The organism is Allobosea sp. TAB14 (assembly GCF_052113865.1).
Classification (GTDB): Bacteria; Pseudomonadota; Alphaproteobacteria; order Rhizobiales; family Beijerinckiaceae; genus Allobosea; species Allobosea spartocytisi.
Genome location: NZ_JBFRDQ010000003.1, coordinates 17,797 through 44,389, shown reverse-complemented (window position 1 = coordinate 44,389; position 26,593 = coordinate 17,797). Strand labels below are relative to the sequence as shown.

Here is a 26,593-nt window from a genome sequence, read left to right as displayed (position 1 = left end):
CAGCGCCCTGCATGCGGCCTAGAACGGGGCGTCCGCGACGCGAGGGGTCATCTTGAGCACACTGCACGACAGCCCCCGCTTCGAAATGATGGTCCTCGACGACCGGATCTTCGATTGGGGCCTCCCGACATATCAAACGGACATGTCGGCCGGCATCGACCTTTTCGCCTGCATCGACGAACCGCTCGATCTTCAGCCGCAAGCCGACGCGGTCCTGATCCCATCGGGCATCGCGATCCAGATGAATGATCCCAACGTCGCCGCCTTCCTGCTCGCGAGGTCTGGGCTGGGCCACAAGAAGGGCCTCATCCTCGGCCAAAGCGTCGGGACGATCGACGCGGATTACCAGAACCAGATCTTCATCAGCGCCTGGCTGAGAACGCCGCCGGGGAGCGCGCCACTTCGAATAACCCCCGGCGACAGAATCGCGCAGCTCGTCTTCCTGCCCATCCTGCGGCCGACCTTCAAAGTCGTCGAAGCCTTCTCGGCTTCCACGAAAAGAGGGGGCGGCGGCTTCGGCTCGACGGGCATCGCCGGCGGCGAGGCTCCGGGAGGCCGGTCATGATGCTCCTCTCCCGTCGCAGCCTTCTCGCCATCGCCGCGGTGGTCGACATCGCGCTGCATGCGCGGCCCTCGCCGGTGGCGGCGAAGCTGCTCGCCGCGCGGCACGCCTTGCCGCCGCGCCATCTCGAGACGCTGCTGCAGGCACTGGTGCGCGCCGGAATCCTCAAAGGCGTGCGCGGCCCGCGCGGCGGCTACGAGCTGGCACGCGAGCGCCGCAGGATCACGGCCGGAGACATCGTGCGCGCCGCGATGGAGGACGATGGCGAGGATGCGCTCGGCCCGATGCCGCATTCGGCCCTGATCGACGATGTGATCGCGCCCCAGGTCGAGGCCGCCTCAGCCGCCTTCCTGTCGTCACTGGAGGAGGTCACTGTGGAAGAGTTCTGCCGGCGCGCTTTGGACCGGGCGGCGGCCGCGGATGGCAGGTCCCACCCCGATTTCACAATATAAAGATGTGATTTATCTCTTTCTTCGACAGAACGTGTGAATTACGTTAGCTTCACCGGCCAAACGGCCCGATCCCAAAACGGCCCGACCCAAGGAGTCTCCCATGGCTGAAGCAGCGCAGAAATCCTCGACGCCCCCCGCCAAGGCCCCCGGTCGCGGCCGGATCTACAACTCGATCACCGACACCATCGGCGACACGCCGCTCGTCAAGCTGAACCGGCTTCCGGCCGAGCGTGGCGTCAAGGCGACGATCCTGGCCAAGCTCGAATTCTTCAACCCGATCTCGAGCGTGAAGGACCGCATCGGCGTCAACATGATCGATGCGCTGGAAGCCTCCGGCGCGCTCAAGCCCGGCGGCACGCTGATCGAGCCGACCTCCGGCAATACCGGCATCGCGCTCGCCTTCGTCGCCGCCGCGCGCGGTTATCGGCTCATCCTCGTCATGCCCGAGACGATGTCGCTGGAGCGRCGCAAGATGCTCGCCCTGCTCGGCGCCGAGCTCGTCCTGACGCCCGGCCCCGGCGGCATGCGCGGCGCCGTCGCCAAGGCCGAGGAGCTGAAGAGCGAGATTCCGGGCTCGATCATCCCGCAGCAGTTCGAGAACCCGCACAACCCCGAGATCCACCGCAAGACGACGGCCGAGGAGATCTGGAACGACACGAACGGCCAGGTCGACATCGTCATTTCCGGCGTCGGCACCGGCGGCACCATCACCGGCGTCGGCCAGGTGCTCAAGGCGCGCAAGCCGGGCGTGAAGATGGTCGCGGTCGAGCCCGAGGATTCGCCCGTCCTCTCCGGCGGCCAGCCCGGTCCGCACAAGATCCAGGGCATCGGCGCCGGCTTCGTGCCCGGCGTGCTCGACCGCGCCGTGATCGACGAGGTCGTCACCGTCGGCAACCAGACGGCCTTCGAGACGGCCCGCGCGCTCGCCAAGAGCGAGGGCATCCCGGCCGGCATCTCGTCGGGTGCGGCGGTCGCGGCGGCGCTGGAAGTCGGGGCGCGGCCGGAGAATGCCGGCAAGACCATCGTCGTGATCATCCCCTCCTTCGCCGAGCGCTACATCTCCAGCGCCCTGTTCGAGGGTCTGTGAGCGAAGGCAGCGTCCATATCGTCCGGCTGGCGGAAAGCCTGCCGGACGAGTTCGAGGCGCTGCGCAGCGAGGCGAGCGCCGAGAGCYTCGCTTTCATCGAGGGGCTGCGCGCGGAGTGGCTGTCCGGGCAATATGGCGGCGATGACGACCGCTTCGCCGCCTTCGCGGCTTACCGCGAGGGAGAGCTCGCCGGTATCGGCGCGGTGACGCCGGACCCTTACGACCCGGCGCCCGATCTGCTGCGGGTGCGACATGTCTATGTCCGGCCGCTRCATCGCGCGGCCGGCGTCGGCCGGGAGCTCGCCACGGCCCTGATCCAGCAGGGGCTGGAGCTGGCACCGCGGCTTTCGCTGCGGGCGGCCGATCCACGCGCCGCGGCCTTCTGGGAAGCGAACGGCTTCACGCCCGATAACGGCGGCACGCGCCGCTCGCATCTCCTGACGCGCTGAGCCGGCTCAGCGCGTCAGCACGAGCCGATTGCCCCAGGGGTCGGCGATGGACGGCACCCCGTCAGCCTCTTTGCCACCGGCCGCGATGATGCGCTCCCGCATGGCCGCGAAATCGGCCGTGTCGCGCGCCACGATCTCGAAACGGTCGAGCCCGGCCTCGCCGGCGCCGCGAAGGCCGGCGCCACGGCTGCCCCAGATATTGCCGGCGATGTGATGGTGGTAGCCGCCGCTGGCGAGGAAGCTCGCGCCCGGATAATGCACCATCACATCGAAGCCGAGCAGGCCGTGATAGAACGCCTCGGCGGCGGCCGTGTCGCCGACGCGCAGATGGATGTGCCCCATGCCCGTCCCCTCCGGCATGCCGGCATAGGCGCCGGTTGCCGCCTCGGCCAGCAAGCGGTCGAGATCGAGCCGCTCGGTCGCCATGGCGATGCCGCCATCCGGCTTGCGCGGCCATTCCTGGCGCTGGCGGTCGCGATAGATCTCGATGCCGTTGCCTTCCGGGTCGGAGAGATAGAGCGCTTCGCTGACGAGATGGTCGGAGGCGCCTTCGAGCCGGATGCCGGTCGTGGCGGCATGGCGCAGCCAGTTGGCGAGATCGCGCCGCGACGGCAGCAGGATCGCGAGATGGAAGAGCCCGGCCGCCGAGGTCGGCTGCGCGGCGCCTTCGATGAGGCGGACCAGAACGGCTCCGCCAGCGCCGAGTTCGGCGAGGCCGGGAGCGTCCCGCAGGAGCTTCAGCCCGATGGCATCGCGATAATAAGCCGTGAGCTTCGTCAGATCGCGGGCCCGCAAGGTCACCGCGCCGATGTGATAGGGTGCGTCGTGAGCTTCGAGCCGCGTGGCCGCTCCCGCCTTGTCCTGAACTGCGAGCATGTCGTTGTCCTTCCTTGCGCGGCCAGGCCACGCTTCCAGGGAAGATGGTCCTTCGCGGCGCATTTGTCGCCATTCCGGTCGGCAAATGCGGGATTGCACCATCGCAATGACGAGACCGGTGAGAATGCGGATCTCAGGCCGGGCGTGGGCGGTCGATGGCAAAATGGCGAAACCAGCGTTCCTCCCCGCCGCGCAGCAATCCGCCGAGCAGCCTCGAAGCGAGGAAGCTGAAGGTGATGCCGTTGCCGCCATAGCCATAGGCGGCGAACAGGCGTGGCCGGCCGGGCACGCGCCCGATCAGCGGCAAGCCGTCCGCCGTCTGCCCGAAGGCGCCGGACCAGGCAAAGTCCACATCGAGCCGCGCCTGCGGCAGCAAGGCATGAAGGCGGGCGCGAAGGGCCTCGGTCTTGGCCGGGTCGAGCTTTTCGCGGCGGTCGGGATCGGCGAAGTCCTCATCCTCTCCACCGAAGACGATGCGTCCCTCCAGGGTCGTGCGGCAGTAGGAATAATCTTCCGAAGCCTCCCAGACGAGAGCCGGCCCCGGCCAGAGCGCCTGCGGCGACTGYGGAACCGTTGCGATCGCCCAGCTCGAGGCCGTGCAGTGCAGATCGTCGTTCACGCAAGCGGGCATGACGTAACCCGTTGCGAGCACGACATGGGCGGCCTCCACGGTGGCGCCGCCGGAGAGCGAGATCGCCACCGACCGGCCGGCATCGTCGTAAGCAACGGCCTCGTCGCGGATCATGCGCGCACCGGCCCGCGCCGCCGCCGCGAGCAGACCATGGCAGAGGCAAAGCGGGTCGGCCTCGGCCGAACCGGGCGATACGATCGCGGCGGCGCGGTCGAAGCCGAACGCGTTCAGCAGCGCCGCATGCTCGACGAAGCTGCCCGGCAACCCGGCCCTCTCGCGCAGAGTGGCTTCATCGCGCAGCTCGCGCGGCCCGACATTGCCTGCCGCCAGATAGATCGAATCGCGCCGGGCGAAGCTGCAGGGCAGGGCCAGCCTCTCGACGAGGCCCCCCAGTCCCGCCACGGCCCTGAAGCTCAACTGATAGATCTCGGCCGCCCGCTCGAAGCCATAGAGCGCGGCGAGCTCGCGCAGGGACAGATCGATTTCCCATTGCAGCATCGCCGTCGACGCCGCCGTGCTGCCGAACCCTCCGCGCTCCCGATCGATCACCACGACATCGAGCCCGATCGCGGTGAGATGCTCGGCGAGGAAGGCGCCGGTGATGCCGGCACCGACGATGGCGACGTCGCAGCGCATGTCACGCTCGAGCGGGCGCCCCTGCGGGCGCTGCAAGGCCGGGCGCCAGGGGCCGGTGCCACTGCGCAGATCCTCATGGCGGGTCGTTTCCGGATCGAGCATCCCTCAGCCGGCCCGTGGCGGGCCGACCCGGTCGGCCATCGTCGCGCCGCGCTCACCGAGCGGCTTCGCCCGCCCTGCGGTGGTGTCATGTGCGGTCTGGTGTTCCAGCTCGGCGTTGAGCTCGGCGCCGGCCAGCACGATCGTCGCCGAGAGCCAGAGCCAGGTCATGAAGACGACGACGGTCGCGAGCGAACCATAGGCCGCTGTGTAGTTGCCGAGCGTGCTGACATACCAGGAGAAGGCATAGGAGGCCGCGGCCCAGAGCAGCGCGGCAGCGACGGCGCCCGGCATCACCCAGACGAAGCGCATGCGCTCGCGGCTCGGACCGATCCAGTACAGGCAGGCGATCGAGAGAATCGCGACGACGAGGAAGATGGGCCAGCGCACCAGCCGGATCAGCCGCTCCAGCTCGGAATGGAACGGGAAGAGCGCGGTGACCACCGGCAAGCTCGCGATGATGACCAGCACCGAGGCGAGCAGGACGATGCCGCTCACCGTGGTGAAAAGCGAGACGGCGTTGAGCTTGAGGAAGCTGCGCTTCTCCTGCTCGCGATAGATGATGTTGAGCGCGTCGAAGATCGCCTTCACCGCCGCATTTGCCGACCAGGTCGCGACCAGAAAGCTGATCACGAAGGTCAGCGAGAGCGAAAAGCCGGACTGGCCCGAAAGCCGCATCGCCTGCTCGTGAATGAGCTCGCGCGCGGCTTGCGGAAACATGGCCGTGATCGCGTCGAGCTGGCCGGCGATCGTCGCCGGGTCGGTGAAATAGCGATAGATCGTGACCAGCAGCGAGAGCGCCGGCACCAGCGAGAGCAGGGTGAAGAAGGCGACGGCGCCGGCCAGCGAGGTCAGCCGGTTGTCGCCGACATTGCCGACGAAGCGCAGCAGCACATCCTTCCAGCCGAGCCAGGTCATCTGCAGCGGTGTCCGCGCCAGCCGGCCGCGCGCCGCCTCCCGCCTGCGGCGGACGCGACGGCTGGAGATGACCCCCGAGAGATAGCCGAGCGCGACGCCGATGCCCGCCGCGCCGGTGATCCGCTTCAGGAAAGCCATCTCGGGGTCCGGTCTCCGTTACGAAGAGTCTTCTGTCCTGCCGCATCGTCTTCACGCGAACCGGTGTCCGCTTCGCCGAAAATGCTCCGGGCCCAGCTTGCGGGCAACAGGCCCGGCCCGCAATTGTTCCCAGAAGGTCGGGCGAGAAGGCCGCCTTAGCCGATTGTTAACCTTAATGCTTCGTTATCGGCCGGCGCCGCCCTCGATGGGCCGGCGCTTGCGATTCAACGGAAGCCCGATGACGAAGCTGCTCAAAGCCGGCCTGACGAGCCTCGCGATCCTGCTCTCGGGAGCGGCCGGCGCGGCCGATCTGCGTGGCGTCGCGCTGCCGCCGGCGCCGGAGCTGCCGGCCTTCTATTCCTGGACCGGCCTCTATGCCGGCCTGCAGGGCGGCTATTCCTGGGGCAGCAACCGCGTCCGCATCGGCGGGCCCGTCGGCCCCTTCGCGCCGACGAGCTTCCGGACCGACGATGATTCCGCCTTCGGCGGCGCCCATGCCGGCTTCAACTACCAGTTCGGCAGCGTCGTGCTCGGCATCGAGGGCGACATCGAGGCGCTCAACAGCCGCAGCCGCTTCGACGGCGTCGGCATCGCCGCGCGGATCGACCAGAACTGGCAGGGCTCGGCGCGGGCCCGCATCGGCTATGCCTTCGACCGGCTGATGATCTACGCCACCGGCGGCGCCTCCTTCAGCGAATTCGAACGCCGCGTCTTCGACCCGGCCGGCTTCGGAGAGCGGCTGAGCAGCACGCGGACCGGCTGGAATGTCGGCGCCGGCGTGAACTTCGCCTTCACCGACAACCTGATCCTCGGCGCCGAATACCGCTACACCGATTTCGGCAAGAACCGCTTCGCGACCTCGGGCGCCTTGCCCGGCCTGAGCGGCGAGCAGGAGCTGACCACGCACAGCGCCCGCGCCAGCATCGCCTACAAGTTCTGAGGCTTGCCTGCGCCGCTATGCTCAGGCTCGACCCGAGCAGCTCGCGACATGGAGGCTCTTGCGCCTCTTTCGGCCCGAGATTCTCAGGCCTGTGCTACGCTCCGCCCGAGAATGACCGGAAGGCGCAAGCGCTTCCTCAAAACCCCGTGCGCTGGCGGATGGCGGCGGCCAATGTCCCGTCGTCGAGATAGTCGAGCTCGCCGCCGACCGGCACGCCATGGGCGAGCTTCGTCACCTTGACCGGCAGATGCGCCATGAGATCGGTGATGAAATGCGCCGTGGTCTGGCCGTCGACCGTGGCGTTGAGCGCGAGGATGACCTCCTTCACCGCCGGATCGGAGGCCCGCGCCACCAGGGCGTCGAGCGAGAGATGCTCCGGCCGGACGCCATCGAGCGCCGAAAGCACGCCGCCCAGCACATGGTAGCGGCCCGAGACGGCGCCCGAGCGCTCCAGCGCCCAGAGGTCCGAGATATCGGCGACGACGACGATCAGGCTGTCGTCGCGGCGCGGATCGCTGCAGAGCCCGCAAGGGTCCCTGGTATCGACATTGCCGCAGGTCGAGCAGACGACGATGCGTTCGCGCGCCACCGCCATCGCCTCGGAGAGCGGGCCGAGCAATTGCTCGCGCTTCTTGACCAGATGCAGCGCCGCGCGCCGGGCCGAGCGCGGCCCGAGCCCCGGCAGCTTGGCCAGAAGCTGGATCAGCCTTTCGATCTCGGGACCGGCAATGGCGCGGGACATGCTGCTTCTCAGAAGAAGGGAGGCGTCATCCCGGGCGACCGCAGGGAGACCCGGGATCCATGCCGGAACGGTTCAGGCATGGATCCCGGCTCTGCGTTTCGCTTCGGCCGGGATGACCCGTGCGGATATGAAATCAGAACAGCTTCATGCCCGGCGGGATCGGCAGGCCCTTGGTGACCTCGGCCATGCGCTCCTGCATGACGCGCTCGGCGCGGCCGCGGGCATCGCCGGCTGCCGCGACGATCAAATCCTCCAGGATCTCGCGCTCGTCCGGCACCATCAGGCTGGGGTCGATCTTCACGCTCCTGAGCGCGCCCTTGGCCGTCATCGTCACCGTGACCATGCCGCCACCCGCAGCGCCCTCGACCTCGATGGTCTCGAGCTCGGCCTGCATGTCGGCCATCTTCTGCTGCATCTGCTGAGCCTGCTTCATCAGACCCATCATGTCGCGCATCGGAAATCCTCCTCGGGAAACTGCAAACGATCGTGATCAGAAGTCGATGCCGTCGAAATCCGGCTCTGCATCGTCGAAGAGCGGTTCGGCATCGGGCAGGTATTCGTCGCCGGCCGGCGCTGCGGCATTCTCGGCCGCCTCGACGGCGCGCGGATCGCGGACATCGACGATGCGCGCGCCGGGAAAGCGCTCCAGCACCGCCTTGACGGAGGGATGCGCGGCGGCATCGCTCTCGCGCTGATCCTTGGCGGCGATGGCCTGCTCGCGCATCGTCGCGCCGCCCTCGGCGTTGACGACCGCGACCATCCAGGTCTGGCCGGTCCATTCCTTGAGCTTGCGCGACAGATCCTGCGCCAGCGTGCGCGAGGCGCCCTCGACCAGCGAGAACTCGATGCGGCCGGGCTCGAACCGCACCGGGCGGATATCGCGCTCGAGCGCGATCTTCAGGGTGATCTCGCGATGCTGGGAGGCCAGCGCCACCACATCCTCGATCGAGGCGACGATCGCCTGCGGGGCCGCCACGGCGCGCGGTGCGGCGACAGGCGCCGGATTGGCGCTGGCGAGGATCGGGCGTGCGGCCAGCGCGGTGTTGCCGCCGCCGGAGGGCGGACGCGGCGCGCCGCCACCATGGCCGTTTCCTTGGCCATTGCCGCCGGGGATGGCGCCCGCGCCGTCGCGCAGCATCTTCAAGGCTTCGTCCGGCGTCGGCAGGTCGGCGGCATGGGCGAGGCGCACCAGCACCATTTCCGCCGCCATTACCGGCCGGTCGGCCTGCTTCACCTCGGCAATGCCCTTGAGCAGCATCTGCCAGGTGCGGGCGAGCACGCGCAGCGAGAGGCGCTGGGCGAAGTCGCCGCCGCGCACGCGCTCGGCCTGGGCGAGCGTCGCGTCCTTCACGGCGTCCGGCACGAGCTTGAGACGGGTGACGAGATGGGTGAATTCGGCGAGGTCGTTCAACACCACGACCGGGTCGGCGCCGGCATCGTATTGCGCGCGCAATTCGCCGAGCGCAGCGGCGATGTCGCCCTTCATCACCGACTCGAACAGGTCGATGACGCGCGCCCGATCGGCGAGGCCGAGCATGGAGCGGATGTCGTCGAGCGTGATCCGGCCCGCCGCATGGGCGATGGCCTGGTCGAGGATCGAGAGCGAATCGCGCACCGAGCCCTCGGCGGCGCGGGCGACGGCGGCAAGCGCCTCGTCCTCGGCCTCGACACTCTCAGTGCGGCAGATGCCGGAGAGATGGTTCACCAGTACGTCGGATTCGACGCGGCGCAGATCGAAGCGCTGGCAGCGCGACAGCACCGTGATCGGCACCTTGCGGATCTCGGTGGTTGCGAAGATGAATTTCGCGTGGGCCGGCGGCTCCTCCAGCGTCTTGAGCAGCGCGTTGAAGGCGGCCGTCGACATCATATGGACTTCGTCGATGATGTAGACCTTGTAGCGGCCGGAGACCGGCGCGTACTGGATGCCCTCGATGAGCTGGCGGACATTCTCGACGCCGTTGTTCGAGGCGGCATCGAGCTCCATCACGTCGATGTGCCGGCCCTCGATGATGTCGCGGCAATGGATGCCGAACTCGCGCAGATCGGTGGTCGGCGCGCCGCCGCCATCGGCCGTCTGGAAGTTGAGGGCGCGGGCGAGGATGCGGGCGGTCGTGGTCTTGCCGACGCCGCGCACCCCGGTCAGCATCCAGGCCTGCGGAATGCGCCCCGCCGCGAAGGCATTGGTCAGGGTGCGCACCATCGCATCCTGGCCGATCAAATCGCCGAAATGGGCCGGGCGGTATTTGCGGGCCAGCACGCGATAGGGCGTCGGCGCCGCGACGGCCGGCACAGGCGCGGGGTCGAAGCCGGCGAAGCCCGGCTCGTCTGCGGTGGCGGCGTCGATCTCGTCGGTCATGAAAACTGGTTTCGCCAATCGGAAGGCGAGGGTCAATGCCGCCGCGGGCCAGAAGGCCCGGTTACACGCGACTCGCATGAGGTGGGAGGCTGGACGAAGACCCGTTCGGTCTCGTTAGGGCTGCTTCCTTCCGGACCTGACCCGGTTGGCGAGTGAGACGTCCCTCGCCAACCTCCCGGGCGCTATATCGGGGATGTCCGTGCGAAGCGCAAGCCTGCCGGCGAGAGATCCGCGACCTCAGGACCGCTTCGCCGCCTCGGGCGGGCGATTCTCCTCCTGCGCCGCGAAGACGTTATGCGCATAGGCGTCGAGAATCGCTTCCGAGCGTTGAAGGCGCTCGGCCGCCTCCCCGGCACGGGGGGCGCCGTAGAAATCGAGCTTGCGGATCTTCTCGATCCAGTTGCGGAATTTCATCAGCTCCTGCTCGTTCTCCTCGAGCTCGGCGAAGGTGAAATGCGCATTGCGCGTCTCGTCGTCGATCTCGGCCTCGAAGGCGAGGCATTTCTCGATGAACTCCTTGTACTCGTCGTCACGGTCGGCGTTGAAGCGCGCGACGACCTTCTCCTGCTGCTTCTGGTCGAGGCCGACCGTCGCCAGCAGCAGTGCCTCGCCTTCGGCCTCGGCGATCTCGTTCTCGAGCATCTTGAGCCGCCGCAGATGGTCGTCCGTCTTGGGCAGCAGGCAGACACCGCCCTGCAGATAGACCGCGCCCATCCCCTTGAGCTTGCGCCAGATCGAGACGCGCTTGCGCGCCGGCTCGGCCGGAACCTTGTAGGTCAGCAGCAACCATTCGAGCGACGCCATGGAACTCCTTGAATGTTACCATCGTTACAAATATGATAGCATCAAAGTCGTTTGATGCTGCTGCCATCGTGACAGCAAAAGCTGTCGCTGTCGCCTGCAAGCTCGATCGTTCACGCGAGGTTTCCCGTGACCTGGACCATGGCCGCTCCGGCTCTCTCCGCCGCCTTCCTCGCCTCGCTGGTCGAGGTCGTCGAGGCTTTCACCATCGTTCTCGCCGTCGGCACCGTGCGCGGCTGGCGGCCGGCGCTGATCGGCACGGGCTGCGCGCTCGGGGCCCTCGCCCTGCTGGTATTGCTGCTCGGCCCGGCCCTGACGCTGATCCCGCTGCAAGCCCTGCAGCTCGTCATCGGCGTGCTGCTGATGATGTTCGGCCTGCGCTGGCTCAGAAAGGCCATCCTGCGGGCCGCCGGCTTCATCGCGCTCCATGACGAGGAGGCGGCTTTCGCCAAGGAAACCGGGGCCTTGCAAGCCGGCGACAGCGGAACGGCGAGCCGCCGCGACTGGCTGGCCGGGCTCACCGCCTTCAAGGCGGTGATGCTCGAAGGCATTGAGGTCGTCTTCATCGTCTTGGCCGTCGGCGCCGGCCGGGGTCTGCTCTGGCCCGCCAGCCTCGGAGCCCTGGCGGCCTGCGCGCTCGTGCTGGCGCTCGGCCTCATCCTGCGCAAGCCGCTCGCCCGCGTTCCCGAGAACACCCTGAAATTCGCGGTTGGCGTGATGATCTCGGCCTTCGGCATCTATTGGACGGGCGAGGGCCTCGGCGTGAGCTGGCCCGGCGCCGATCTGGCAATCCTCGCGCTGGCGGCGCTGCTGCTTGCCAGCGCGCTCACCCTCGTCGCGGCCTTTCGCAAGCGCTCCGTGGAGATGACGGCATGAAAACCATCGCCATGATCCTGCGCGAAATTGCCGCGCTGTTCGTCGATGACGGGCGGCTTGCGCTCGCCATTCTCGCGCTGGTCGCGTTCTGCACCGTGCTGGCGTTCGGCCTGCACGGCCCCGCGTCCGGGATCGCCGCGGTGCTGACGGCGGGCTCGATCGTGATCCTGGCGTTCAGCGTCCGGCAGGGCGCGAGGCGCAAACCCCATTGAATGATCCGTGAAGCTCGCAGACAGCCGTTTCACGGATCATTCGGCATTGACTCGGTGTCGCCCATCCGTCATAAGCCCGCGACCTGCGCAGCCTCAGGGCGGCGCCGAACCCTATTGCATGACAGGCTCGATCGGCCACGCTTTCCCCGGAAAGCCGCAGTCGTCGCGCTGACCAAGGCCCCCGGAGACGGACCGTGAAGAGAACCTATCAACCCAGCAAGCTGGTTCGCAAGCGCCGCCACGGCTATCGCGCCCGCATGGCGACCAAGGGTGGCCGCAAGGTCATCGCCGCCCGCCGCGCGCATGGCCGCAAGCGCCTGTCGGCCTGACGACAGCGGCGCGTGACGATCACGCGCCCGTTCCGGAAGACTGGCCAACCGCCATGCGCCTCGCCCGTCTGACGCAACGCAAGGAATTTCTCGCGGCGGCCGAGCACGGCCGCCGTTTTCGTTCGTCCGTCTTCACCGTGCAGGTGCGCGACGCCGCGGCTGAGGATGGACGGGACGGCAAAGCGGCCCGCGGCCTGCGCCTCGGCCTCACCGCCTCGCGCAAGACCGGCAATGCCGTGAAGCGCAACCGGATCCGCCGCCGCCTGCGCGCAGCTGCGGCAAAAGCGCTCGCCGCGCAGACCGACCGCCCCTGCGATGTCGTGATTATCGCCCGCGCCGAGGTGCTCGGCGCCGATTTCGGGCATCTGGTCGCCGATCTTTCTATTGCCATCGACAGGGCAAGGCCGCAAAAGCCGCAGGCCGACCGGCGCCGTGCAGGCACTGCGCGCGGCACGCCGCCTTCGTCTTCCGTTTCTTCCGCCTGAACCAGCCGGACCCGAGCGAGAYCCGTTTCCGRTCATGATGAAAGAAGACAACCGCAATCTGCTTCTCGCGATCGTCCTGTCCGTGGTCATCCTGCTTGGCTGGCAGTTCTTCTATGCCAAGCCGCAGATGGACAAGCAGCAGGAGATTGCCCGGCAGAACCAGCAGGCGCAGAGCCAGTCCGCTCCGGCCGGCGCCGCCAATCCCGCCGCGACCGCTGCCCCACCCGGTTCGGCCGCCAGCTCGGCCGCTCCCGGCACGGTGCCCGGCACCGCCGGAACGCAGGTCGCCGGCACGCGCGAGCAGGCCCTGGCCGCGAGCCCGCGCATCAAGATCGACACGCCGAAGATCGCCGGTTCGATTTCGCTCGCGGGCGGACGCATCGACGACGTTTCGCTCAAGGCCTATCACGAGACGGTCGACCCCAAGAGCCCGATCATCGTCCTGCTCTCGCCGGCCGGCGGCCCCGACGCCTATTATTCGGATTTCGGCTGGGTCGCGGCGCCCGGCAGCACTGTCGCTGTCCCGAATGCCAAGACCGTCTGGACGGCCGACAACCAGACGCTGACCCCGGCCAAGCCGGTGACGCTCTCCTGGGACAACGGCCAGGGCCTGACCTTCAAGCGCATCCTCAGCGTCGACGACAACGCCATTTTCACGATCCGCGACGAGGTCGAGAACAAGGGTTCGGCGGCAGCCACCCTCTTTCCCTACGGACAGGTCGTCCGGCAGGGCAAGCCGCACACGCTCGGCTATTACGTGCTGCATGAGGGCCTCGTCGGCTATCTCGGCGAGCAGAACGGCCTGCAGGAATGGACCTACGACAAGCTCGACAAGGAGCCGGCGCTGGCGCCCGGCACCGTCGGCCGGACCTGGAAGGATGCTGTCGGCGGCTGGGTCGGCATCACCGACAAATACTGGGCCGCGACCGTCATCCCGGACCAGCAGCGCAAATATGAAGGCCGCTTCTCCTCGGTCCAGACCGGCACGGAACGGACCTATCAGGCCGATTTCCTCGGCGAAGGCGTCACTGTCGCCCCCGGCGCCTCGACCGCCTCGCAGTCCCGGCTCTTCGCCGGCGCCAAGGAGGTCGCGGCGATCAACGGCTATGAGGAAAGCCAGCAGATCAAGCGCTTCGACCTGCTGATCGACTGGGGCTGGTTCTATTTCTTCACCAAGCCGCTCTTCGTCGTGCTCGACTGGATCTACAAGCATGTCGGCAATTTCGGCGTGGCGATCCTGATCGTCACCGTGCTGCTCAAGACSCTGTTCTTCCCGCTCGCCAACAAGTCCTACGCCTCGATGGCGAAGATGAAGGCGATGCAGCCGGAGATGACGGCGATCCGCGAACGCTACGCGGACGACAAGATGAAGCAGCAGCAGGCTCTGATGGAGCTCTACAAGACGCAGAAGATCAACCCGGTCGCCGGCTGCTGGCCGGTGCTGCTGCAGATCCCGGTGTTCTTCGCGCTCTACAAGATCCTGTTCATCACCATCGAGATGCGGCACGCGCCGTTCTTCGGCTGGATCCACGACCTCGCGGCGCCGGACCCGACCAACCTGTTCAACCTGTTCGGCGCCCTGCCGTTCACGCCGCCCGCCATGCTGCATCTCGGCCTGTGGCCGATCATCATGGGCATCACGATGTTCATCCAGATGAAGATGAACCCGGAGCCGCCGGACCCGGTGCAGAAGATGATGTTCACCTGGATGCCGGTGTTCTTCACCTTCCTGCTCGGCTCGTTCCCGGCCGGCCTGGTGATCTACTGGAGCTGGAACAACCTGCTCTCGGTGACCCAGCAGGGCTTCATCATGCGCAAGAACGGGGTGAAGATCGAGTTATTCGACAACCTCAAGGGCATGTTCGGCAAGAAGCCGGCGACCACACCCGCCGTGCCCGCACCGCCAAAGCCCGCCAACGGCAACAAGAAGTGAGACAGCGAAGGGCGGGTTTCCCGCCCTTCGCCTTTTTCGGCGAGCCCGCGCGATGCCTTTGCCCGATCCGACCACGCGCCATCCCATTCCCGGCTGGAAGGACACGGCCTTCCTGAAGGCGATCGTCGACCATCCGCTGATCGCGGTCGGCGACTACAGCTATTACGACGACTCGCGCGGGCCGGAGCATTTCGTCGCGCGCTGCGTGCGCTACCATTTCGACTTCATCGGCGACCGGCTGATCATCGGGAAATTCGTGGCCATCGCTCAGGCCGCGCAGTTCATCATGAACGGCGCCAACCATCCGCTCGGCGGCTTCTCGACCTTCCCCTTCCAGATGTTCGGCCTCGGCGATCCCGCGGCGCTGAAGCGGCCCGGCCCTAACAATCGCGGCGACATGGTGATCGGCAACGATGTCTGGATCGGGCGCGAGGCCGTGATCATGCCGGGTGTGACGATCGGCGACGGCGCGATCATCGGCACGCGGGCGCAGGTGACGAAGGACGTGCCTGATTATGCGGTCGTCGCCGGCAATCCCGCAGGAATCGTCAAGATGCGCTTTCCGCCCGAGATCGTCGCGGAACTGCTGACGATCCGCTGGTGGGACTGGGATGCGGCGAAGATCGGCCGCAACGTCGACGCGATCCAGGGCGCGGACATCGACGCGCTGCGCGCGGCCGTGTAGGCAGGGGCCATGACATCCAGCACGACCAAGCCGTTCACCGAGGACGAGATCGAATCCGCCCGCAAGCTCTTCGAGGGGCCGTGGGACTTCGTCTGGGCCTCGACCAAGATCGACGACCTGCCGCCGATGGTGGGGCAGGAGATCGCCTTCGCCGGCCGCTCCAATGTCGGCAAATCGAGCCTGATCAACGCGCTGACGCGGCGCAACGCGCTGGCGCGCACCTCGCATACGCCGGGCCGGACGCAGCAGCTCAACTTCTTCCGCCAGGTCGATCATGACGAGCGGCTGACCATCGTCGACATGCCCGGCTATGGCTATGCCGCCGTCGGCAAGGAGAAGGTCGCGGCCTGGACCCGGCTGATCCACGATTACCTGCGCGGACGCTCCAATCTGATGCGCGTCTATGTGCTGATCGACGCCCGCCACGGCATCAAGGATGTCGACGGCGCCGTGCTGGAGACGCTCGACAAGGCCGCCGTGTCCTATCAGGTCGTGCTGACCAAGGGCGATGCGCTGAAGCCCGCCGAGCAGCAGTTCATGGCGGAAGCGACCTATGACGAGATCAAGCGCCGCCCCGCCGCCTATCCCGAGGTGCTGCTGACCTCGAGCGAAAAGGGACTCGGCATCCCCGATTTGCGCGCCACCATCGCGCGCGTGCTGTCCGAGCGGACATAGGCCGGGCCGCGCTCCGCAGAAGAAGCCGCCGGAGGGTCGATGTTCACATCCGTTTCGGACAGCGCCGCAGCCGCCGATGGCGGCTCGCTCGCCCTTTTCGTCGAACGGCTGGACGGGGCGGTGGAGACCTTCGTCATCGATCGCTCGATCGCGAGCCGCGGCTCGGCAAGCTACAACAAAGTCTCCTCCAGCTTGCGGACACTCTCGCCGGAGGATTATCCGGCCATTGCCGATGCGCTCGAGCCCCTGCTGCCGGAAACGCCGAGCATCCACCCGCTGGCGGAATTCATCAGGACCTTGCGCGCGCAGAGCTGACGGACGGGTCGCAGCGCTTCACCATGTCGCGCGGCATCGGAGCCAAAGCCGATGGATCGCTGCCGGCCGATGCGCCATGACAGCAACCGAGCGAACCGACGACAGCGAGTCCCGATGACCGCCACGCGCATTCACCTCTTCCTCGCCGCCCTGATGGGGGTCTCCGGCGTGGCACTGCTCGCCGCCGCGGCGCACATCACCGGCACGGCCAATGTCCAGACCGCCGGGCAGATCCTGCTGTTCCACGCTCCCATCGTGTTCGGAGCGACGGTTGCCCGCAAGGGCGGCTATCTCCATGACGCGCTCGCCCGGATCGCGCTGTCGGCCTTGATCCTGGGCGCCACTCTCTTCGCGGCCGATCTGGCGCGCCGCGGCTTCGCCAACGAGGCGCTGTTCCCGCGCGCCGCGCCGATCGGCGGCTGGTTCATGCTGGGCGGCTGGCTCGGGCTTGCCGTCGCGACCGTGATGGCGAAGCGCGACTGAACGACGTCAAGCATCCTTCCGCCGCCGGGAAACTTCGGGTAGAAGCGCGCCGCACCTTCCTCGCGGCCGTGCGGAGCCTGCCCGAATGACCGACCACCCCCTTCTGACGCCGTCGCAATCCGCCGAGCTGCTCGTGCAGGCGCTGCCGCATATGCAGCGCTACGATCAGGAGGTCATCGTCATCAAATATGGCGGCAACGCCATGGGCGACGCGGCCACCGCCGAGGATTTCGCCGAGGACATCGTGCTGCTCGAGCAGTCCGGCCTGAAGCCCGTCGTCTGCCATGGCGGCGGGCCGCAGATCGCGGCGATGCTGAAGAAGCTCGGCATCCAGTCCGAGTTCAGGCAGGGCCTGCGCGTCACCGACGAGGCCACGGTCGAGGTCGTCGAGATGGTCTTGGCCGGCTCGGTCAACAAGGAGATCGTCGGCTACATCACCCGCGAAGGCGGGCGCGCCATCGGGCTCTGCGGCAAGGACGGCAACATGGTCACCGCCCGCAAGGTGACCCGCACCATCGTCGATCCCGATTCCAAGATCGAGGAGGTGCTCGACCTCGGCTTCGTCGGCGAGCCCGAGAAGGTCAACACGACCGTGCTCGACGCCGTGCTGAAAGCCGAGCTGATCCCGGTTCTGGCGCCGGTCTGCGCCGCCGCCGACGGGCAGACCTACAATGTCAACGCCGATACCTTCGCCGGCGCCATTGCGGGAGCGCTCAACGCCAAGCGCCTGCTGCTGCTCACCGACGTGCCGGGCGTCCTCAACAAGGACAAGCAGCTCATCCCGGAGCTGACGGTCGAGGAATGCCGCCATCTGATCGCGGACGGCACGATCTCGGGCGGCATGATCCCGAAGATCGAGACCTGCATCTACGCGCTGGAGAAGGGCGTCGAGGCCGTGGTCATCCTCGACGGCAAGGTGCCGCATGCGGCACTGATCGAGCTCTTCACCGACACCGGCGCCGGCACGATCATCCGGCGGTGACGTCACGACTCCAGCCCGTCATTCCGGGCGGAGCGTAGCGGAGACCCGGAATCCATCGTAGAGCACCGAGCCTTATGATGGATTCCGGATCAGCGCCGCTACCGCGGCTTGTCCGGAATGACGGGTTGGAGGGTGTCGAGCGCGCCCGCGATTAAGCCTTGGCCAAGGACTTGCAGCGCAGACTCCGGCTCGCCACATCTCGGAGTCCGATGAAAACACTTCCTGACATCCCGGTCGCGACCCCGCCCCTGACGGCGGAAGGCTTCGCGCATGTCGATCACTGGGTCTTCGACCTCGACAACACGCTCTATTCGCACGAGGCCAAGGTCTGGCCGCAGGTCGACGAGCGCATCACCCTGTTCCTCGCCGAGCTGTTCGGCCTCGACGGCCTCTCGTCACGGGCCCTGCAGAAATACTACTACCAGCGCTACGGCACGACGCTGAAGGGGCTGATGGAGGAGCATGGCGTCGATCCCGACGACTTCCTCGACTTCGCCCACCAGATCGACCTGTCGCTGCTCGACCCCAACCCGGAACTGGGCGAGGCCATCGCCGCTCTGCCCGGCCGCAAGCTGATCCTGACCAATGGCTCGCGCGGCCATGCCGAGAACGTCGCCGGCAAGCTCGGCATCCTCCACCATTTCGAGGATATCTTCGACATCGTGCAGGCCGGCTTCCTGCCCAAGCCCGAACGCGCGACCTATGAGAATTTCCTGGCCAAGCACTCCGTCGATCCCGGGCGGGCGGCGATGTTCGAGGACATCGAGAAGAATCTCGTCGTCCCGAGCGCGCTCGGCATGAAGACCGTGCTGATCGTGCCGCGGACGCCCGACCCCTTCCGCGAGGCCTGGGAGCAGGTCGCGGTCGAGGCCGGCCATGTCCACCATGTCACGACGGATCTCGCCGGCTTCCTCAAGCCGCTCGGACGGCCTGCCGAACGCAGGAGCTGAACCCGGCGGAAGGATTGCCGCGCCGCGCGTTTCCCGAAAAGGAATTTCTGTTCTTCTTTACGAACAGAAGGGAAGCTGCTACTGGCTCTGTCCGTTATAAAGAACGGATTGAGGCTGATCATGTCGACATCGGACAACGCCGCAGCGAAGCTGCATCCCGAGACGCGTCTGGTCCATGCCGGCACCATGCGCTCGCAGTTCGGCGAGACCTCCGAGGCGCTGTTCCTGACGCAGGGCCATGTCTATGACAGCGCCGAGCAATGCGAGGCGCGCTTCCTGAACAAGGATCCGGGCTTCCAATATGCCCGCTTCTCCAATCCCACCGTCGCGATGCTGGAAGGCCGCATGGCGGCCTTCGAGGGCGCCGAGGCCTGCCGTGCCACCGCGACCGGCATGGCCGCGGTCACCGCCGCCGTGATGGCGCAGGTGCGCGCCGGCGACCATGTCGTGGCGGCGCGCGCGCTCTTCGGCTCCTGTCGCTACGTCGTCGAGGACCATCTGCCGMGCTACGGCGTCGCGTCGACGCTGGTCGACGGCACCGATCTCGCGGCCTGGCGCAAGGCGATCCGGCCGAACACCAAAGTCCTCTTCCTCGAAAGCCCTTCGAACCCGACGCTGGAGATCATCGACATCGCCGCCGTCGCCGAGATCGCGAAGGCAGCGGGCGCGACGCTCGTCGTTGACAACGTCTTCGCCACGCCGCTCTTCCAGCGCCCGCTCGAGCTCGGGGCGGATCTCGTCGTCTATTCCGCCACCAAGCATATCGACGGGCAGGGGCGCTGCCTCGGCGGCCTGATCGTCGGCTCGAAGGCGCTGATCGAGGGCGATATCCAGACCTTCCTGCGCCAGACCGGCCCGGCGATCTCGCCTTTCAACGCCTGGGTGATGCTGAAGGCGCTGGAGACGCTGCCGCTGCGCGTTGCCAAGCAGGCGGAGAATGCGACGAAGGTCGCGGATTGGCTCGCCGCTCACCCGAAGCCCTCAAAGGTCATCTTCTGCGGCCATGACAGCCATCCGCAGGCCGCGATCATCGCACGCCAGATGAGCGGCCCCTCGACGCTGATCGCCTTCGAGGTGCCCGGCGGCAAGGACGCCGCCTATCGCCTGCTCAACGCCTGCAAGCTGATCCGCATCTCGAACAATCTGGGTGACGCCAAGAGCCTGATCGTCCATCCCGCGACGACGACGCACCAGCGCTTCAGCCCAGAAGTCCGGGCCGATATGGGCGTCACCGACGGCATGATCCGCCTCTCGATCGGGCTGGAGCATGCCGACGATCTGATCGCCGATCTGGAGCAGGCGCTGGCGAAGGTTTGAGGCTTCGGCCGTCATTCTCGGGCGAAGCGCAGCGCAGACCCGAGAATCTCTGGAAGGACTCAGCGCGGGAGCCTCATCCGTCACGAGATGCTCGGGTCAGGCCGAGCATGACGCGTGTGACAGCCGGGGCACCGCGCCTGTGGCCATCCCCGCTTGCCCCTGCTAAAGCGAAGCCGTTTTCCAGCCTGCCCTGAGAGGCCAGCATGCGTTCGGGCGAAGTGAAGCGTCGCACCAACGAGACCGATATCGCGGTCTCGCTCACCATCGACGGGACCGGCAAGGCCGAGATCGCCACCGGCGTCGGCTTCTTCGACCATATGCTCGACCTGTTCGCCCGCCATTCGCTGATCGACCTCAAGGTCAMGGTGAARGGCGACACCCATATCGAYGAYCACCAYTCGGTCGAGGATGCSGGCATCGCGCTCGGCGAGGCTCTCAGGCAGGCGCTCGGCGACAAGAAGGGCATCCGCCGCTATGCCGATGTCCAACTGCCGATGGACGAGACGCTGACGCGCGTCGCGCTCGATGTCTCCGGCCGCCCGTTCCTGGTGTTCCGCACCGAGTTCAAGGCGCAGAAAATCGGAACCTTCGACACCGAGCTGGTGCGCGAATTCTTCCAGGCCTTCGCGATGAATGCCGGCATCACGCTGCATGTCGAGACGCTCTATGGCGACAATGCCCACCATATCGCCGAGAGCTGCTTCAAGGGGCTGGCGCGGGCGCTGAGGCAGGCGCTCGAGGTCGATCCGCGCGAAGGCGGCCGCGTGCCCTCGACCAAGGGCGCGCTCTGAGGAGGCGAGGATGGCATTCTACACGGTGATGACGCCGCCCTCGGCCGAAGGCGGCGAGCGCGAAGCGGTCGAGCGGGCACGCCTCGTTCCCGACCGTTTCTCCTGGGGCGCGTTCCTGCTTCACGGACTCTGGCTGCTCGGCCAACGGCTCTGGCTTGCGACGCTGCTGCTCGTGCTGGCCTGGGGTGCGATCTTCTTTCTCCAGACGCGCTTCGGTTTCCACCCGACCGCGCTCGGGCTGATCTACTGGACGATCGCGTTCTTCCTCGGCGTCGAGGGGCGCAACCTCGTCATCCGCAAGCTCACCCGCAAGGGCTGGCGCCTGGCGGATGTCGTCGAGGCGCGCTCGCTGGCCGAGGCCGAGCGCCGTTATTTCGAACGCGCGCTCGCCGATGAGCCCGTCGCGCCGCGGATCGTCACCACAACGCCCGCCACGGCAGCACGACCGAGCGGCGCGCTGCCGATCATCGGCCTCTTCCCGGAGGCGCAGGGGCGATGAGCCAATCCGTCGCGATCATCGACTACGGCTCGGGCAACCTGCACTCGGCCGCCAAGGCGTTCGAGCGGGCGGCGGCCGAGGCCGGCATTCCTTCGACCATTCATGTCACCAGCAACACCGATGTCGTGCGTGCGGCCGACCGCATCGTGCTGCCGGGCGTCGGAGCCTTCGCCGATTGCCGGCGCGGGCTCGACGCCGTTCCCGGCATGGTCGAGACGCTGGAAGAGGTGGTGCGGGGTAAGGGCCGACCCTTCCTCGGCATYTGCGTCGGCATGCAGCTCCTCGCCTCGCGCGGGCTCGAATACACGATAACCGAGGGGCTCGGCTGGATTCCGGGCGATGTCGCCCTGATCAAGCCGCGCGACGAGAGCCTCAAGATCCCGCATATGGGCTGGAACACGCTGCACCGGCAGAACGAGCAYCCGYTGCTCGCCGGCATCGAGACCGGCCCGSRSGGMCTGCATGCCTATTTCGTSCATTCCTAYGCGCTGACGCCGGARCGGGCSSAGGACGTGGTCGCACTGACCGACCATGGCGGCCCGGTGACCGCAATGGTTGCGCATGGCAACRTCGCSGGCACGCAGTTCCACCCCGAGAARAGCCAGGCGCTCGGCCTCAAGCTCATCGCCAATTTCCTGAGCTGGAAGCCGTGATCCTCTTTCCCGCGATCGATCTCAAGGAAGGCCGCTGTGTCCGCCTGAAGCAGGGCGACATGGCGCAGGCCACGATCTTCAACGACGATCCGGCCGCGCAGGCTGCGACCTTCGAGGCCCAGGGCTTCCAGTGGCTGCATGTCGTCGATCTCGACGGCGCCTTCGCCGGCAAGCCGATGAACGCGGCGGCGGTCGAAGCCATCCTGAAGCGCGTCGCCTTTCCCGTGCAGCTCGGCGGCGGCATCCGTGACATGAAGACGGTCGCCGGCTGGCTCGACAAGGGCATAAGGCGCGTCATCATCGGCACGGCGGCGGTGCGCGATCCCGGTTTCGTGCGCGAGGCGGCGAAGGCCTTTCCGGGCCAGGTCGCGGTCGGAATCGACGCGCGCGACGGCTTCGTGGCCGTGGAAGGCTGGGCCGAGACCTCGACATTGGCGGCCGCCGATCTCGGCAAGCGCTTCGAGGATGCCGGCGTGGCCGCGATCGTCTACACCGACATCGCCCGCGACGGCATGCTCCAGGGCATCAACTGGGACGGCACGATCGCGCTGGCGAAGGCGGTTTCGATCCCGGTGATCGCCTCGGGCGGCCTGGCCTCCATGGCCGATATCGAGCGCCTTTGCGCTGATGACGCCGCGATCCTCGAAGGCGCGATCACGGGCCGGGCCCTCTATGACGGCCGGATCGATCCGACGGCAGCACTCGACCGGCTGGCCCGGGCCGCCTGAGCCTCAGATCAGCTTCACCTTGCCGGTGGCGAGGTCGTAGACGCCGCCGACGACCGTCAGCTTCTTCTCGGCGACGCGCTGGGCGAGGATCGGAGCTGCCGTCTTCAGCCGCTCGACATTGAGCCGGACATTCGCCTCCGTCGCCGCTTCCAGCATATCGGCGGCGCCGGCTTTCTGCGCCTCGACGACGGCAGGCCGGATCGCATTGACCAGAGCGGGCAGGTGGCCGGGCAATTGCGTCCCGTTCTTCACTGCATCGATGGTCGCGGAAATCGCGCCGCAGCGCGTATGCCCGAGCACCAGGATCAAGGGCGACTGCAGGACGGCCGCGCCGAATTCGAGGCTCGCCAGCCCATCCTCGTTGACGAAATTCCCCGCAACCCGGACGACGAAGAGATCGCCGGCGCTCTGGTCGAAGGTCAGCTCGGGAGCAAGGCGCGAATCGRCACAGCCGACGATCGAGGCGAAGGGATGCTGCGAACTGGCGCGGGCCGCCCGTCCGGCCGAGAAATCCCGATGCCGGGGCTGGTTGGCCACGTAGCGGGCATTGCCCGCCATCAGCCGCTTCAACGCCTCTTCCCCGGTCGGCACATCCGCAGCCGGGCGCGCGGCCTGTGGGGAGGCCATCGAGACGCCGCCGGCCATCCCGCCCGCGAGCGCAAGCGCGGCGCCCAGGCCGAGGAGGGAGCGACGCGACGGAGGCGACGACAGATGACGAGCGACGCAATTCTCGCACATGGCAGCATTCCCCCCGGAAGCCCGGCGGAGCTTCCGCCTTGCGCGGCCACCGTATCGGCAAGTGATGAAGAATGACTATCGGGGCGGACATCGAGCTCGCCCCCGCCGGTCAGCTCCGACCGGGTCGCCCCGTCACCGCGCCGCCGGTTCCAGCCCCGGCAGCGCGACGAACATCCTCAGCGCACGAACTGGTCGTAGATCTTGGCGAACTCGCCGGTCGCTTTGGCGAGATGCAGCCACTGGTCGACGAAGGCCTTGAAGGTCACGTCGCCGCGCGGGAGCATGTAGCCCATCTCGCCATATTGCAGCGGCTCGTCCGGATTGACGGCGCAGAGGCCGGGCTTGGCCTTCTCCTGCACCTTCACCTCGATCGACTCGGCGATCATCAGATCGGCCTTGCCGGCGAGGATCTGGTCGAAGATCGTGACGTTGTCGGGGAAGACCTCGATCTTGGCCTGCTTGAAATTGGCGCGCACGAAACGCTCGTTGGTGCCGCCGGGATTGACGATGACGCGGGTCTCCGGCTTGTCGATGGCCGCGACCGTCTGGAACTTGTCCTTGTCGGCGCAGCGCACGATCGGCGCCTTGCCGTTGACGAGATAGGGCGCGGAGAAGAACACCTTCTTCTGCCGGTCGAGCGTCACCGAGATGCCGCCCATCGCGACGTCGCATTTGCCCGAGCCCATGTCGGTCAGCAGATCGGCCCATTTCGTCTGGACGAACTTGGCCTCGACGCCGAGCGCCTTGGCGAGCGATTTCGCCAGCTCGATGTCGATGCCCTCGAAGCTGCCGTCCTTGGCCAGCGTGAAGGGCTTGTAGTCGCCGGTGGTGCAGATTTGCAGGCTGCCTCGGCTCTGCACGGTGTCGAGCAGGCTCGCGGGCGTCTGCGCGTGGACGGCGCCGGCCAGCGTCAGGCCGAAGGACAAGGCCGGCAGCAGCAGGCCGGGGCGGAGAAGGGAGAACAGGCGCATGATCGRATGACCTCGGAGCTGTCGAAACCGCAGGCCAAGCAAGGAACGTGCGCGACGGACTGTCAACCGGCGCCGCAATGGTTTAGAGGAGCCGGTTTCCGGCGGCTTTTTCCAACGGCCTGGGCCCTGTCGACGATGACCTTGAAGACCCGCATCATTCCCTGCCTCGACGTCAAGGACGGCCGCGTCGTCAAGGGCGTCAAGTTCGTCGACCTGGTCGATGCCGGCGATCCCGTCGAGGCCGCCAAGGCCTATGACGCGGCCGGCGCGGACGAGCTCTGCTTCCTCGACATCACCGCAAGCCATGAGGATCGCGGCATCCTGTTCGACGTGGTGACGCGCACGGCTGAAGCCTGCTTCATGCCGCTCACCGTCGGCGGCGGGGTGCGCAAGGTCGAGGATATCCGCGCGCTGCTGCTGGCCGGCGCCGACAAGGTCTCGATCAACACCGCCGCCGTCACCAACCGGCTCTTCGTCAAGGAAGCGGCGGAGAAATTCGGCGCCCAGTGCATCACGGTCGCGATCGACGCCAAGCAGGTCTCGCCCGGCCGCTGGGAGATCTTCACCCATGGCGGGCGCAACGCCACCGGCATCGAGGCCGTCGCCTTCGCGCGCGAGGTCGTCTCGCTGGGTGCGGGCGAATTGCTGGTGACCTCGATGGACAAGGACGGCACCAAGTCCGGCTATGATCTCGGCCTGACCTGCGCCATCGCGGATGCGGTCTCGGTTCCGGTGATCGCCTCGGGCGGTGTCGGCGACCTCGACGATCTCGTCGCCGGCGTCAGCGAAGGCCATGCCTCAGCCGTGCTCGCCGCCTCGATCTTCCATTTCGGCACCTACACGATCGGTCAGGCCAAGGCGCATATGGCGGAAGCGGGCCTCAGGATGAGGCTCGATTGACATGACCGGCTTCACCCTCGCCGATCTCGAAGCCCGCATCGCCGAACGCGCCAGCGCCTCGCCCGAGGAATCCTGGACGGCAAAGCTCATCGCCGCCGGTCCCGAGCGTGCCGCCAAGAAGTTCGGGGAGGAGGCGGTCGAGGCCGTCATCGCGGCCGTGAAGGGCGATCGCGCAGAGYTGATCGCCGAAAGCGCCGACGTGCTGTATCATCTTTTGGTCGTGCTCAAGAGCCGCGATATTGCATTGCAAGACGTCTTGAGCCAGCTTGAAGCCCGTACGGCCCGGTCCGGACTGGCGGAGAAGGCGGCCAGATCCGGTTGAGTAGCGTCGAAGACCCGGCGAGGATGATCTCCCTTTGAACCTCGAATCCTGGATTGCGGGTCGCGTCATGGACCAGCGCCTCATCTCGACCCCGCCGGAACGCGACCTCGTCTCGCCCTATCGCATCTTCTCGCGCGACGAGTGGGCGCATCTGCGCGCCGATCAGCCGCTGACACTCTCGGTCGACGACCTGACCAAGCTGCAATCGCTCAACGATCCGATCTCGCTCGACGAGATTGTCGCGATCTACCTGCCGCTGTCGCGCATGCTCTCGCTCTATGTCGCGGCGACGCAGGGGCTGTTCAAGGCGACACAGCGCTTCCTGCTGGCCGAATCCGAGCCCAAGGTGCCCTATATTATCGGGGTCGCCGGCTCGGTCGCGGTCGGCAAGTCGACGACGGCGCGCGTGCTCAAGGCCCTGCTCTCGCGCTGGCCCAATACGCCGAAGGTCGAGCTCGTCACCACCGACGGCTTCCTGCTTCCCAACGCCGAGCTGGAACGGCGCGGGCTGATGCAGCGCAAGGGCTTCCCGGAGAGCTATGACGGCCAGGCGATCCTGCGCTTCCTCTCCGATGTGAAGGCGGGCAAGCCGCAAGTGTCGGCGCCGGTCTATTCGCACCTCGTCTACGACGTCGTGCCGGGCGAGACGGTGACGGTCGAGCGGCCGGACATCCTGATCCTCGAGGGGCTGAACGTGCTGCAGCCGAGCCGCATGCCGAAGGACGGCACGGTGATCCCCTTCGTCTCGGATTATTTCGACTTCTCGGTCTATCTCGACGCCGACGAGAACGATCTGCACCGCTGGTACGTCAACCGCTTCATGACGCTGCGCCACACCGCCTTCCGCGATCCGCGCTCCTTCTTCCGCAAATATGCCGAGATCGCGGAGGAGGAAGCCCTCTCCATCGCCGAGAAGCTCTGGACCGGCATCAACCTGCCGAACCTGCAGGAGAACATCCTGCCGACGCGCCAGCGCGCCAGCCTGATCCTGACCAAGGGCGCGAGCCACCGCATCCAGCAGGTCGCCTTACGGCGGCTGTAGAATCCAGCCGCGATGTCGTT

33 protein-coding genes and 1 other RNA gene are annotated in these 26,593 nt (G+C 67.2%); 24 read left to right on the top strand and 10 right to left on the bottom strand.

The window, feature by feature from the left end; translation table 11 throughout:
• The first annotated feature begins 88 nt into the window (after positions 1-88).
• The 4 genes from dut to AB4Y99_RS01010 all read left to right on the top strand — a co-directional run bounded on the left by dut (position 89) and on the right by AB4Y99_RS01010 (position 2,550).
• Entirely contained in the window at positions 89-565 is a 477-nt protein-coding gene (gene dut / locus AB4Y99_RS01025; RefSeq protein ID WP_441522060.1) for a dUTP diphosphatase, read from the top strand.
• Positions 562-1,014 carry an RrF2 family transcriptional regulator gene (locus AB4Y99_RS01020; RefSeq protein ID WP_038364754.1) on the top strand — a complete coding sequence of 151 codons (453 nt, stop codon included), beginning with the start codon at positions 562-564 and terminating at the stop codon, positions 1,012-1,014. The genes dut and AB4Y99_RS01020 overlap by 4 nt, the downstream gene beginning before the upstream one ends.
• 100 nt (positions 1,015-1,114) lie before the next feature.
• Positions 1,115-2,101 carry a cysteine synthase A gene (gene cysK, locus AB4Y99_RS01015; RefSeq protein WP_038364757.1) on the top strand — a complete coding sequence of 329 codons (987 nt, stop codon included), beginning with the start codon at positions 1,115-1,117 and terminating at the stop codon, positions 2,099-2,101.
• Complete coding sequence (locus AB4Y99_RS01010; RefSeq protein ID WP_441522059.1) at positions 2,098-2,550, top strand: GNAT family N-acetyltransferase; 453 nt, start codon at positions 2,098-2,100, stop codon at positions 2,548-2,550. The genes cysK and AB4Y99_RS01010 overlap by 4 nt, the downstream gene beginning before the upstream one ends.
• Before the next feature lie 6 nt (positions 2,551-2,556).
• On the opposite strand, the gene AB4Y99_RS01005 is transcribed toward AB4Y99_RS01010, so the two are convergent.
• The 3 genes from AB4Y99_RS01005 to AB4Y99_RS00995 form a co-directional block, all read right to left on the bottom strand.
• A complete protein-coding gene (locus AB4Y99_RS01005) occupies positions 2,557-3,426 on the bottom strand; it encodes a VOC family protein (protein ID WP_441522058.1) in 870 nt (289 codons plus the stop codon).
• A 133-nt stretch (positions 3,427-3,559) separates the two neighbouring features.
• On the bottom strand, positions 3,560-4,795 hold the full coding sequence (locus AB4Y99_RS01000) for an NAD(P)/FAD-dependent oxidoreductase (protein ID WP_441522057.1): 1,236 nt from the start codon (positions 4,793-4,795) through the stop codon (positions 3,560-3,562).
• 3 nt (positions 4,796-4,798) lie between these two features.
• Positions 4,799-5,848: a YihY/virulence factor BrkB family protein gene (locus AB4Y99_RS00995; RefSeq protein WP_441522056.1), complete on the bottom strand. Its 1,050-nt coding sequence runs from the start codon at positions 5,846-5,848 to the stop codon at positions 4,799-4,801.
• 238 nt (positions 5,849-6,086) lie between these two features.
• On the opposite strand from AB4Y99_RS00995, the gene AB4Y99_RS00990 reads away from it, so the two are divergent.
• Complete coding sequence (locus tag AB4Y99_RS00990) at positions 6,087-6,788, top strand: outer membrane protein (protein WP_441522055.1); 702 nt, start codon at positions 6,087-6,089, stop codon at positions 6,786-6,788.
• Positions 6,789-6,924: 136 nt separating this feature from the next.
• On the opposite strand, the gene recR is transcribed toward AB4Y99_RS00990, so the two are convergent.
• The 5 genes from recR to AB4Y99_RS00965 form a co-directional block, all read right to left on the bottom strand.
• Positions 6,925-7,530 (bottom strand): recombination mediator RecR, encoded by a 606-nt coding sequence (gene recR, locus AB4Y99_RS00985; protein ID WP_038364767.1) that lies wholly within the window; start codon positions 7,528-7,530, stop codon positions 6,925-6,927.
• A 133-nt stretch (positions 7,531-7,663) separates the two neighbouring features.
• Complete coding sequence (locus AB4Y99_RS00980) at positions 7,664-7,984, bottom strand: YbaB/EbfC family nucleoid-associated protein (RefSeq protein ID WP_038364769.1); 321 nt, start codon at positions 7,982-7,984, stop codon at positions 7,664-7,666.
• A gap of 36 nt (positions 7,985-8,020) precedes the next feature.
• Entirely contained in the window at positions 8,021-9,886 is a 1,866-nt protein-coding gene (locus AB4Y99_RS00975) for a DNA polymerase III subunit gamma/tau (RefSeq protein ID WP_133560425.1), read from the bottom strand.
• Between the two features lie 80 nt (positions 9,887-9,966).
• An RNA gene (gene ffs, locus AB4Y99_RS00970) (signal recognition particle sRNA small type) lies at positions 9,967-10,063 on the bottom strand.
• A gap of 60 nt (positions 10,064-10,123) precedes the next feature.
• The gene (locus tag AB4Y99_RS00965; protein ID WP_038364773.1) at positions 10,124-10,690 is read right to left on the bottom strand and encodes a Chromate resistance protein ChrB; all 567 of its coding nucleotides are present in this window, start codon (positions 10,688-10,690) and stop codon (positions 10,124-10,126) included.
• A gap of 138 nt (positions 10,691-10,828) precedes the next feature.
• Between AB4Y99_RS00965 and AB4Y99_RS00960 the strand changes: the two genes are divergently transcribed.
• The 16 genes from AB4Y99_RS00960 to hisA all read left to right on the top strand — a co-directional run bounded on the left by AB4Y99_RS00960 (position 10,829) and on the right by hisA (position 22,600).
• Entirely contained in the window at positions 10,829-11,563 is a 735-nt protein-coding gene (locus AB4Y99_RS00960) for a COG4280 domain-containing protein (protein ID WP_038364775.1), read from the top strand.
• Positions 11,560-11,775 (top strand): hypothetical protein, encoded by a 216-nt coding sequence (locus tag AB4Y99_RS00955; protein WP_429068240.1) that lies wholly within the window; start codon positions 11,560-11,562, stop codon positions 11,773-11,775. The genes AB4Y99_RS00960 and AB4Y99_RS00955 overlap by 4 nt, the downstream gene beginning before the upstream one ends.
• A gap of 194 nt (positions 11,776-11,969) precedes the next feature.
• Positions 11,970-12,104, top strand: coding sequence for a 50S ribosomal protein L34 (gene rpmH / locus AB4Y99_RS00950; RefSeq protein WP_038364779.1), 135 nt, complete (start codon positions 11,970-11,972; stop codon positions 12,102-12,104).
• A 53-nt stretch (positions 12,105-12,157) separates the two neighbouring features.
• A complete protein-coding gene (gene rnpA, locus AB4Y99_RS00945; RefSeq protein ID WP_038364781.1) occupies positions 12,158-12,589 on the top strand; it encodes a ribonuclease P protein component in 432 nt (143 codons plus the stop codon).
• A 37-nt stretch (positions 12,590-12,626) separates the two neighbouring features.
• Complete coding sequence (gene yidC / locus AB4Y99_RS00940; protein ID WP_441522076.1) at positions 12,627-14,522, top strand: membrane protein insertase YidC; 1,896 nt, start codon at positions 12,627-12,629, stop codon at positions 14,520-14,522.
• A gap of 52 nt (positions 14,523-14,574) precedes the next feature.
• Positions 14,575-15,207 carry a CatB-related O-acetyltransferase gene (locus AB4Y99_RS00935; protein WP_441522054.1) on the top strand — a complete coding sequence of 211 codons (633 nt, stop codon included), beginning with the start codon at positions 14,575-14,577 and terminating at the stop codon, positions 15,205-15,207.
• Between the two features lie 9 nt (positions 15,208-15,216).
• A complete protein-coding gene (gene yihA, locus AB4Y99_RS00930; RefSeq protein ID WP_441522053.1) occupies positions 15,217-15,882 on the top strand; it encodes a ribosome biogenesis GTP-binding protein YihA/YsxC in 666 nt (221 codons plus the stop codon).
• 39 nt (positions 15,883-15,921) lie between these two features.
• A complete protein-coding gene (locus AB4Y99_RS00925) occupies positions 15,922-16,197 on the top strand; it encodes a hypothetical protein (protein ID WP_441522052.1) in 276 nt (91 codons plus the stop codon).
• Positions 16,198-16,311: 114 nt separating this feature from the next.
• Positions 16,312-16,680 (top strand): DUF423 domain-containing protein, encoded by a 369-nt coding sequence (locus AB4Y99_RS00920; protein WP_441522051.1) that lies wholly within the window; start codon positions 16,312-16,314, stop codon positions 16,678-16,680.
• An 85-nt stretch (positions 16,681-16,765) separates the two neighbouring features.
• Positions 16,766-17,662 carry an acetylglutamate kinase gene (gene argB / locus AB4Y99_RS00915; RefSeq protein WP_038364795.1) on the top strand — a complete coding sequence of 299 codons (897 nt, stop codon included), beginning with the start codon at positions 16,766-16,768 and terminating at the stop codon, positions 17,660-17,662.
• 209 nt (positions 17,663-17,871) lie between these two features.
• Positions 17,872-18,612 (top strand): pyrimidine 5'-nucleotidase, encoded by a 741-nt coding sequence (locus AB4Y99_RS00910; protein ID WP_038364797.1) that lies wholly within the window; start codon positions 17,872-17,874, stop codon positions 18,610-18,612.
• A gap of 120 nt (positions 18,613-18,732) precedes the next feature.
• Positions 18,733-19,929 (top strand): O-succinylhomoserine sulfhydrylase, encoded by a 1,197-nt coding sequence (locus AB4Y99_RS00905; protein ID WP_441522050.1) that lies wholly within the window; start codon positions 18,733-18,735, stop codon positions 19,927-19,929.
• Between the two features lie 203 nt (positions 19,930-20,132).
• Complete coding sequence (hisB, locus tag AB4Y99_RS00900) at positions 20,133-20,720, top strand: imidazoleglycerol-phosphate dehydratase HisB (RefSeq protein ID WP_441522049.1); 588 nt, start codon at positions 20,133-20,135, stop codon at positions 20,718-20,720.
• Between the two features lie 10 nt (positions 20,721-20,730).
• Positions 20,731-21,219, top strand: coding sequence for a DUF2628 domain-containing protein (locus tag AB4Y99_RS00895; RefSeq protein WP_441522048.1), 489 nt, complete (start codon positions 20,731-20,733; stop codon positions 21,217-21,219).
• Positions 21,216-21,872, top strand: coding sequence for an imidazole glycerol phosphate synthase subunit HisH (gene hisH, locus AB4Y99_RS00890; RefSeq protein WP_441522047.1), 657 nt, complete (start codon positions 21,216-21,218; stop codon positions 21,870-21,872). The genes AB4Y99_RS00895 and hisH overlap by 4 nt, the downstream gene beginning before the upstream one ends.
• The gene (hisA, locus tag AB4Y99_RS00885; RefSeq protein WP_441522075.1) at positions 21,860-22,600 is read left to right on the top strand and encodes a 1-(5-phosphoribosyl)-5-[(5-phosphoribosylamino)methylideneamino]imidazole-4-carboxamide isomerase; all 741 of its coding nucleotides are present in this window, start codon (positions 21,860-21,862) and stop codon (positions 22,598-22,600) included. The genes hisH and hisA overlap by 13 nt, the downstream gene beginning before the upstream one ends.
• Positions 22,601-22,603: 3 nt before the next feature.
• Here the strand turns inward: hisA and AB4Y99_RS00880 are convergent, their stop codons facing one another.
• Together AB4Y99_RS00880 and AB4Y99_RS00875 are read right to left on the bottom strand one after the other, a co-directional pair.
• The gene (locus AB4Y99_RS00880; protein ID WP_441522046.1) at positions 22,604-23,338 is read right to left on the bottom strand and encodes a carbonic anhydrase; all 735 of its coding nucleotides are present in this window, start codon (positions 23,336-23,338) and stop codon (positions 22,604-22,606) included.
• Between the two features lie 176 nt (positions 23,339-23,514).
• Complete coding sequence (locus AB4Y99_RS00875; protein WP_441522045.1) at positions 23,515-24,309, bottom strand: transporter substrate-binding domain-containing protein; 795 nt, start codon at positions 24,307-24,309, stop codon at positions 23,515-23,517.
• A 135-nt stretch (positions 24,310-24,444) separates the two neighbouring features.
• On the opposite strand from AB4Y99_RS00875, the gene hisF reads away from it, so the two are divergent.
• The 3 genes from hisF to coaA all read left to right on the top strand — a co-directional run bounded on the left by hisF (position 24,445) and on the right by coaA (position 26,573).
• A complete protein-coding gene (gene hisF, locus AB4Y99_RS00870) occupies positions 24,445-25,209 on the top strand; it encodes an imidazole glycerol phosphate synthase subunit HisF (protein ID WP_441522044.1) in 765 nt (254 codons plus the stop codon).
• 1 nt (position 25,210) lies between these two features.
• Entirely contained in the window at positions 25,211-25,531 is a 321-nt protein-coding gene (locus AB4Y99_RS00865; RefSeq protein ID WP_038364811.1) for a phosphoribosyl-ATP diphosphatase, read from the top strand.
• A gap of 67 nt (positions 25,532-25,598) precedes the next feature.
• Entirely contained in the window at positions 25,599-26,573 is a 975-nt protein-coding gene (gene coaA, locus AB4Y99_RS00860; RefSeq protein WP_051988265.1) for a type I pantothenate kinase, read from the top strand.
• Positions 26,574-26,593: the final 20 nt, after the last annotated feature.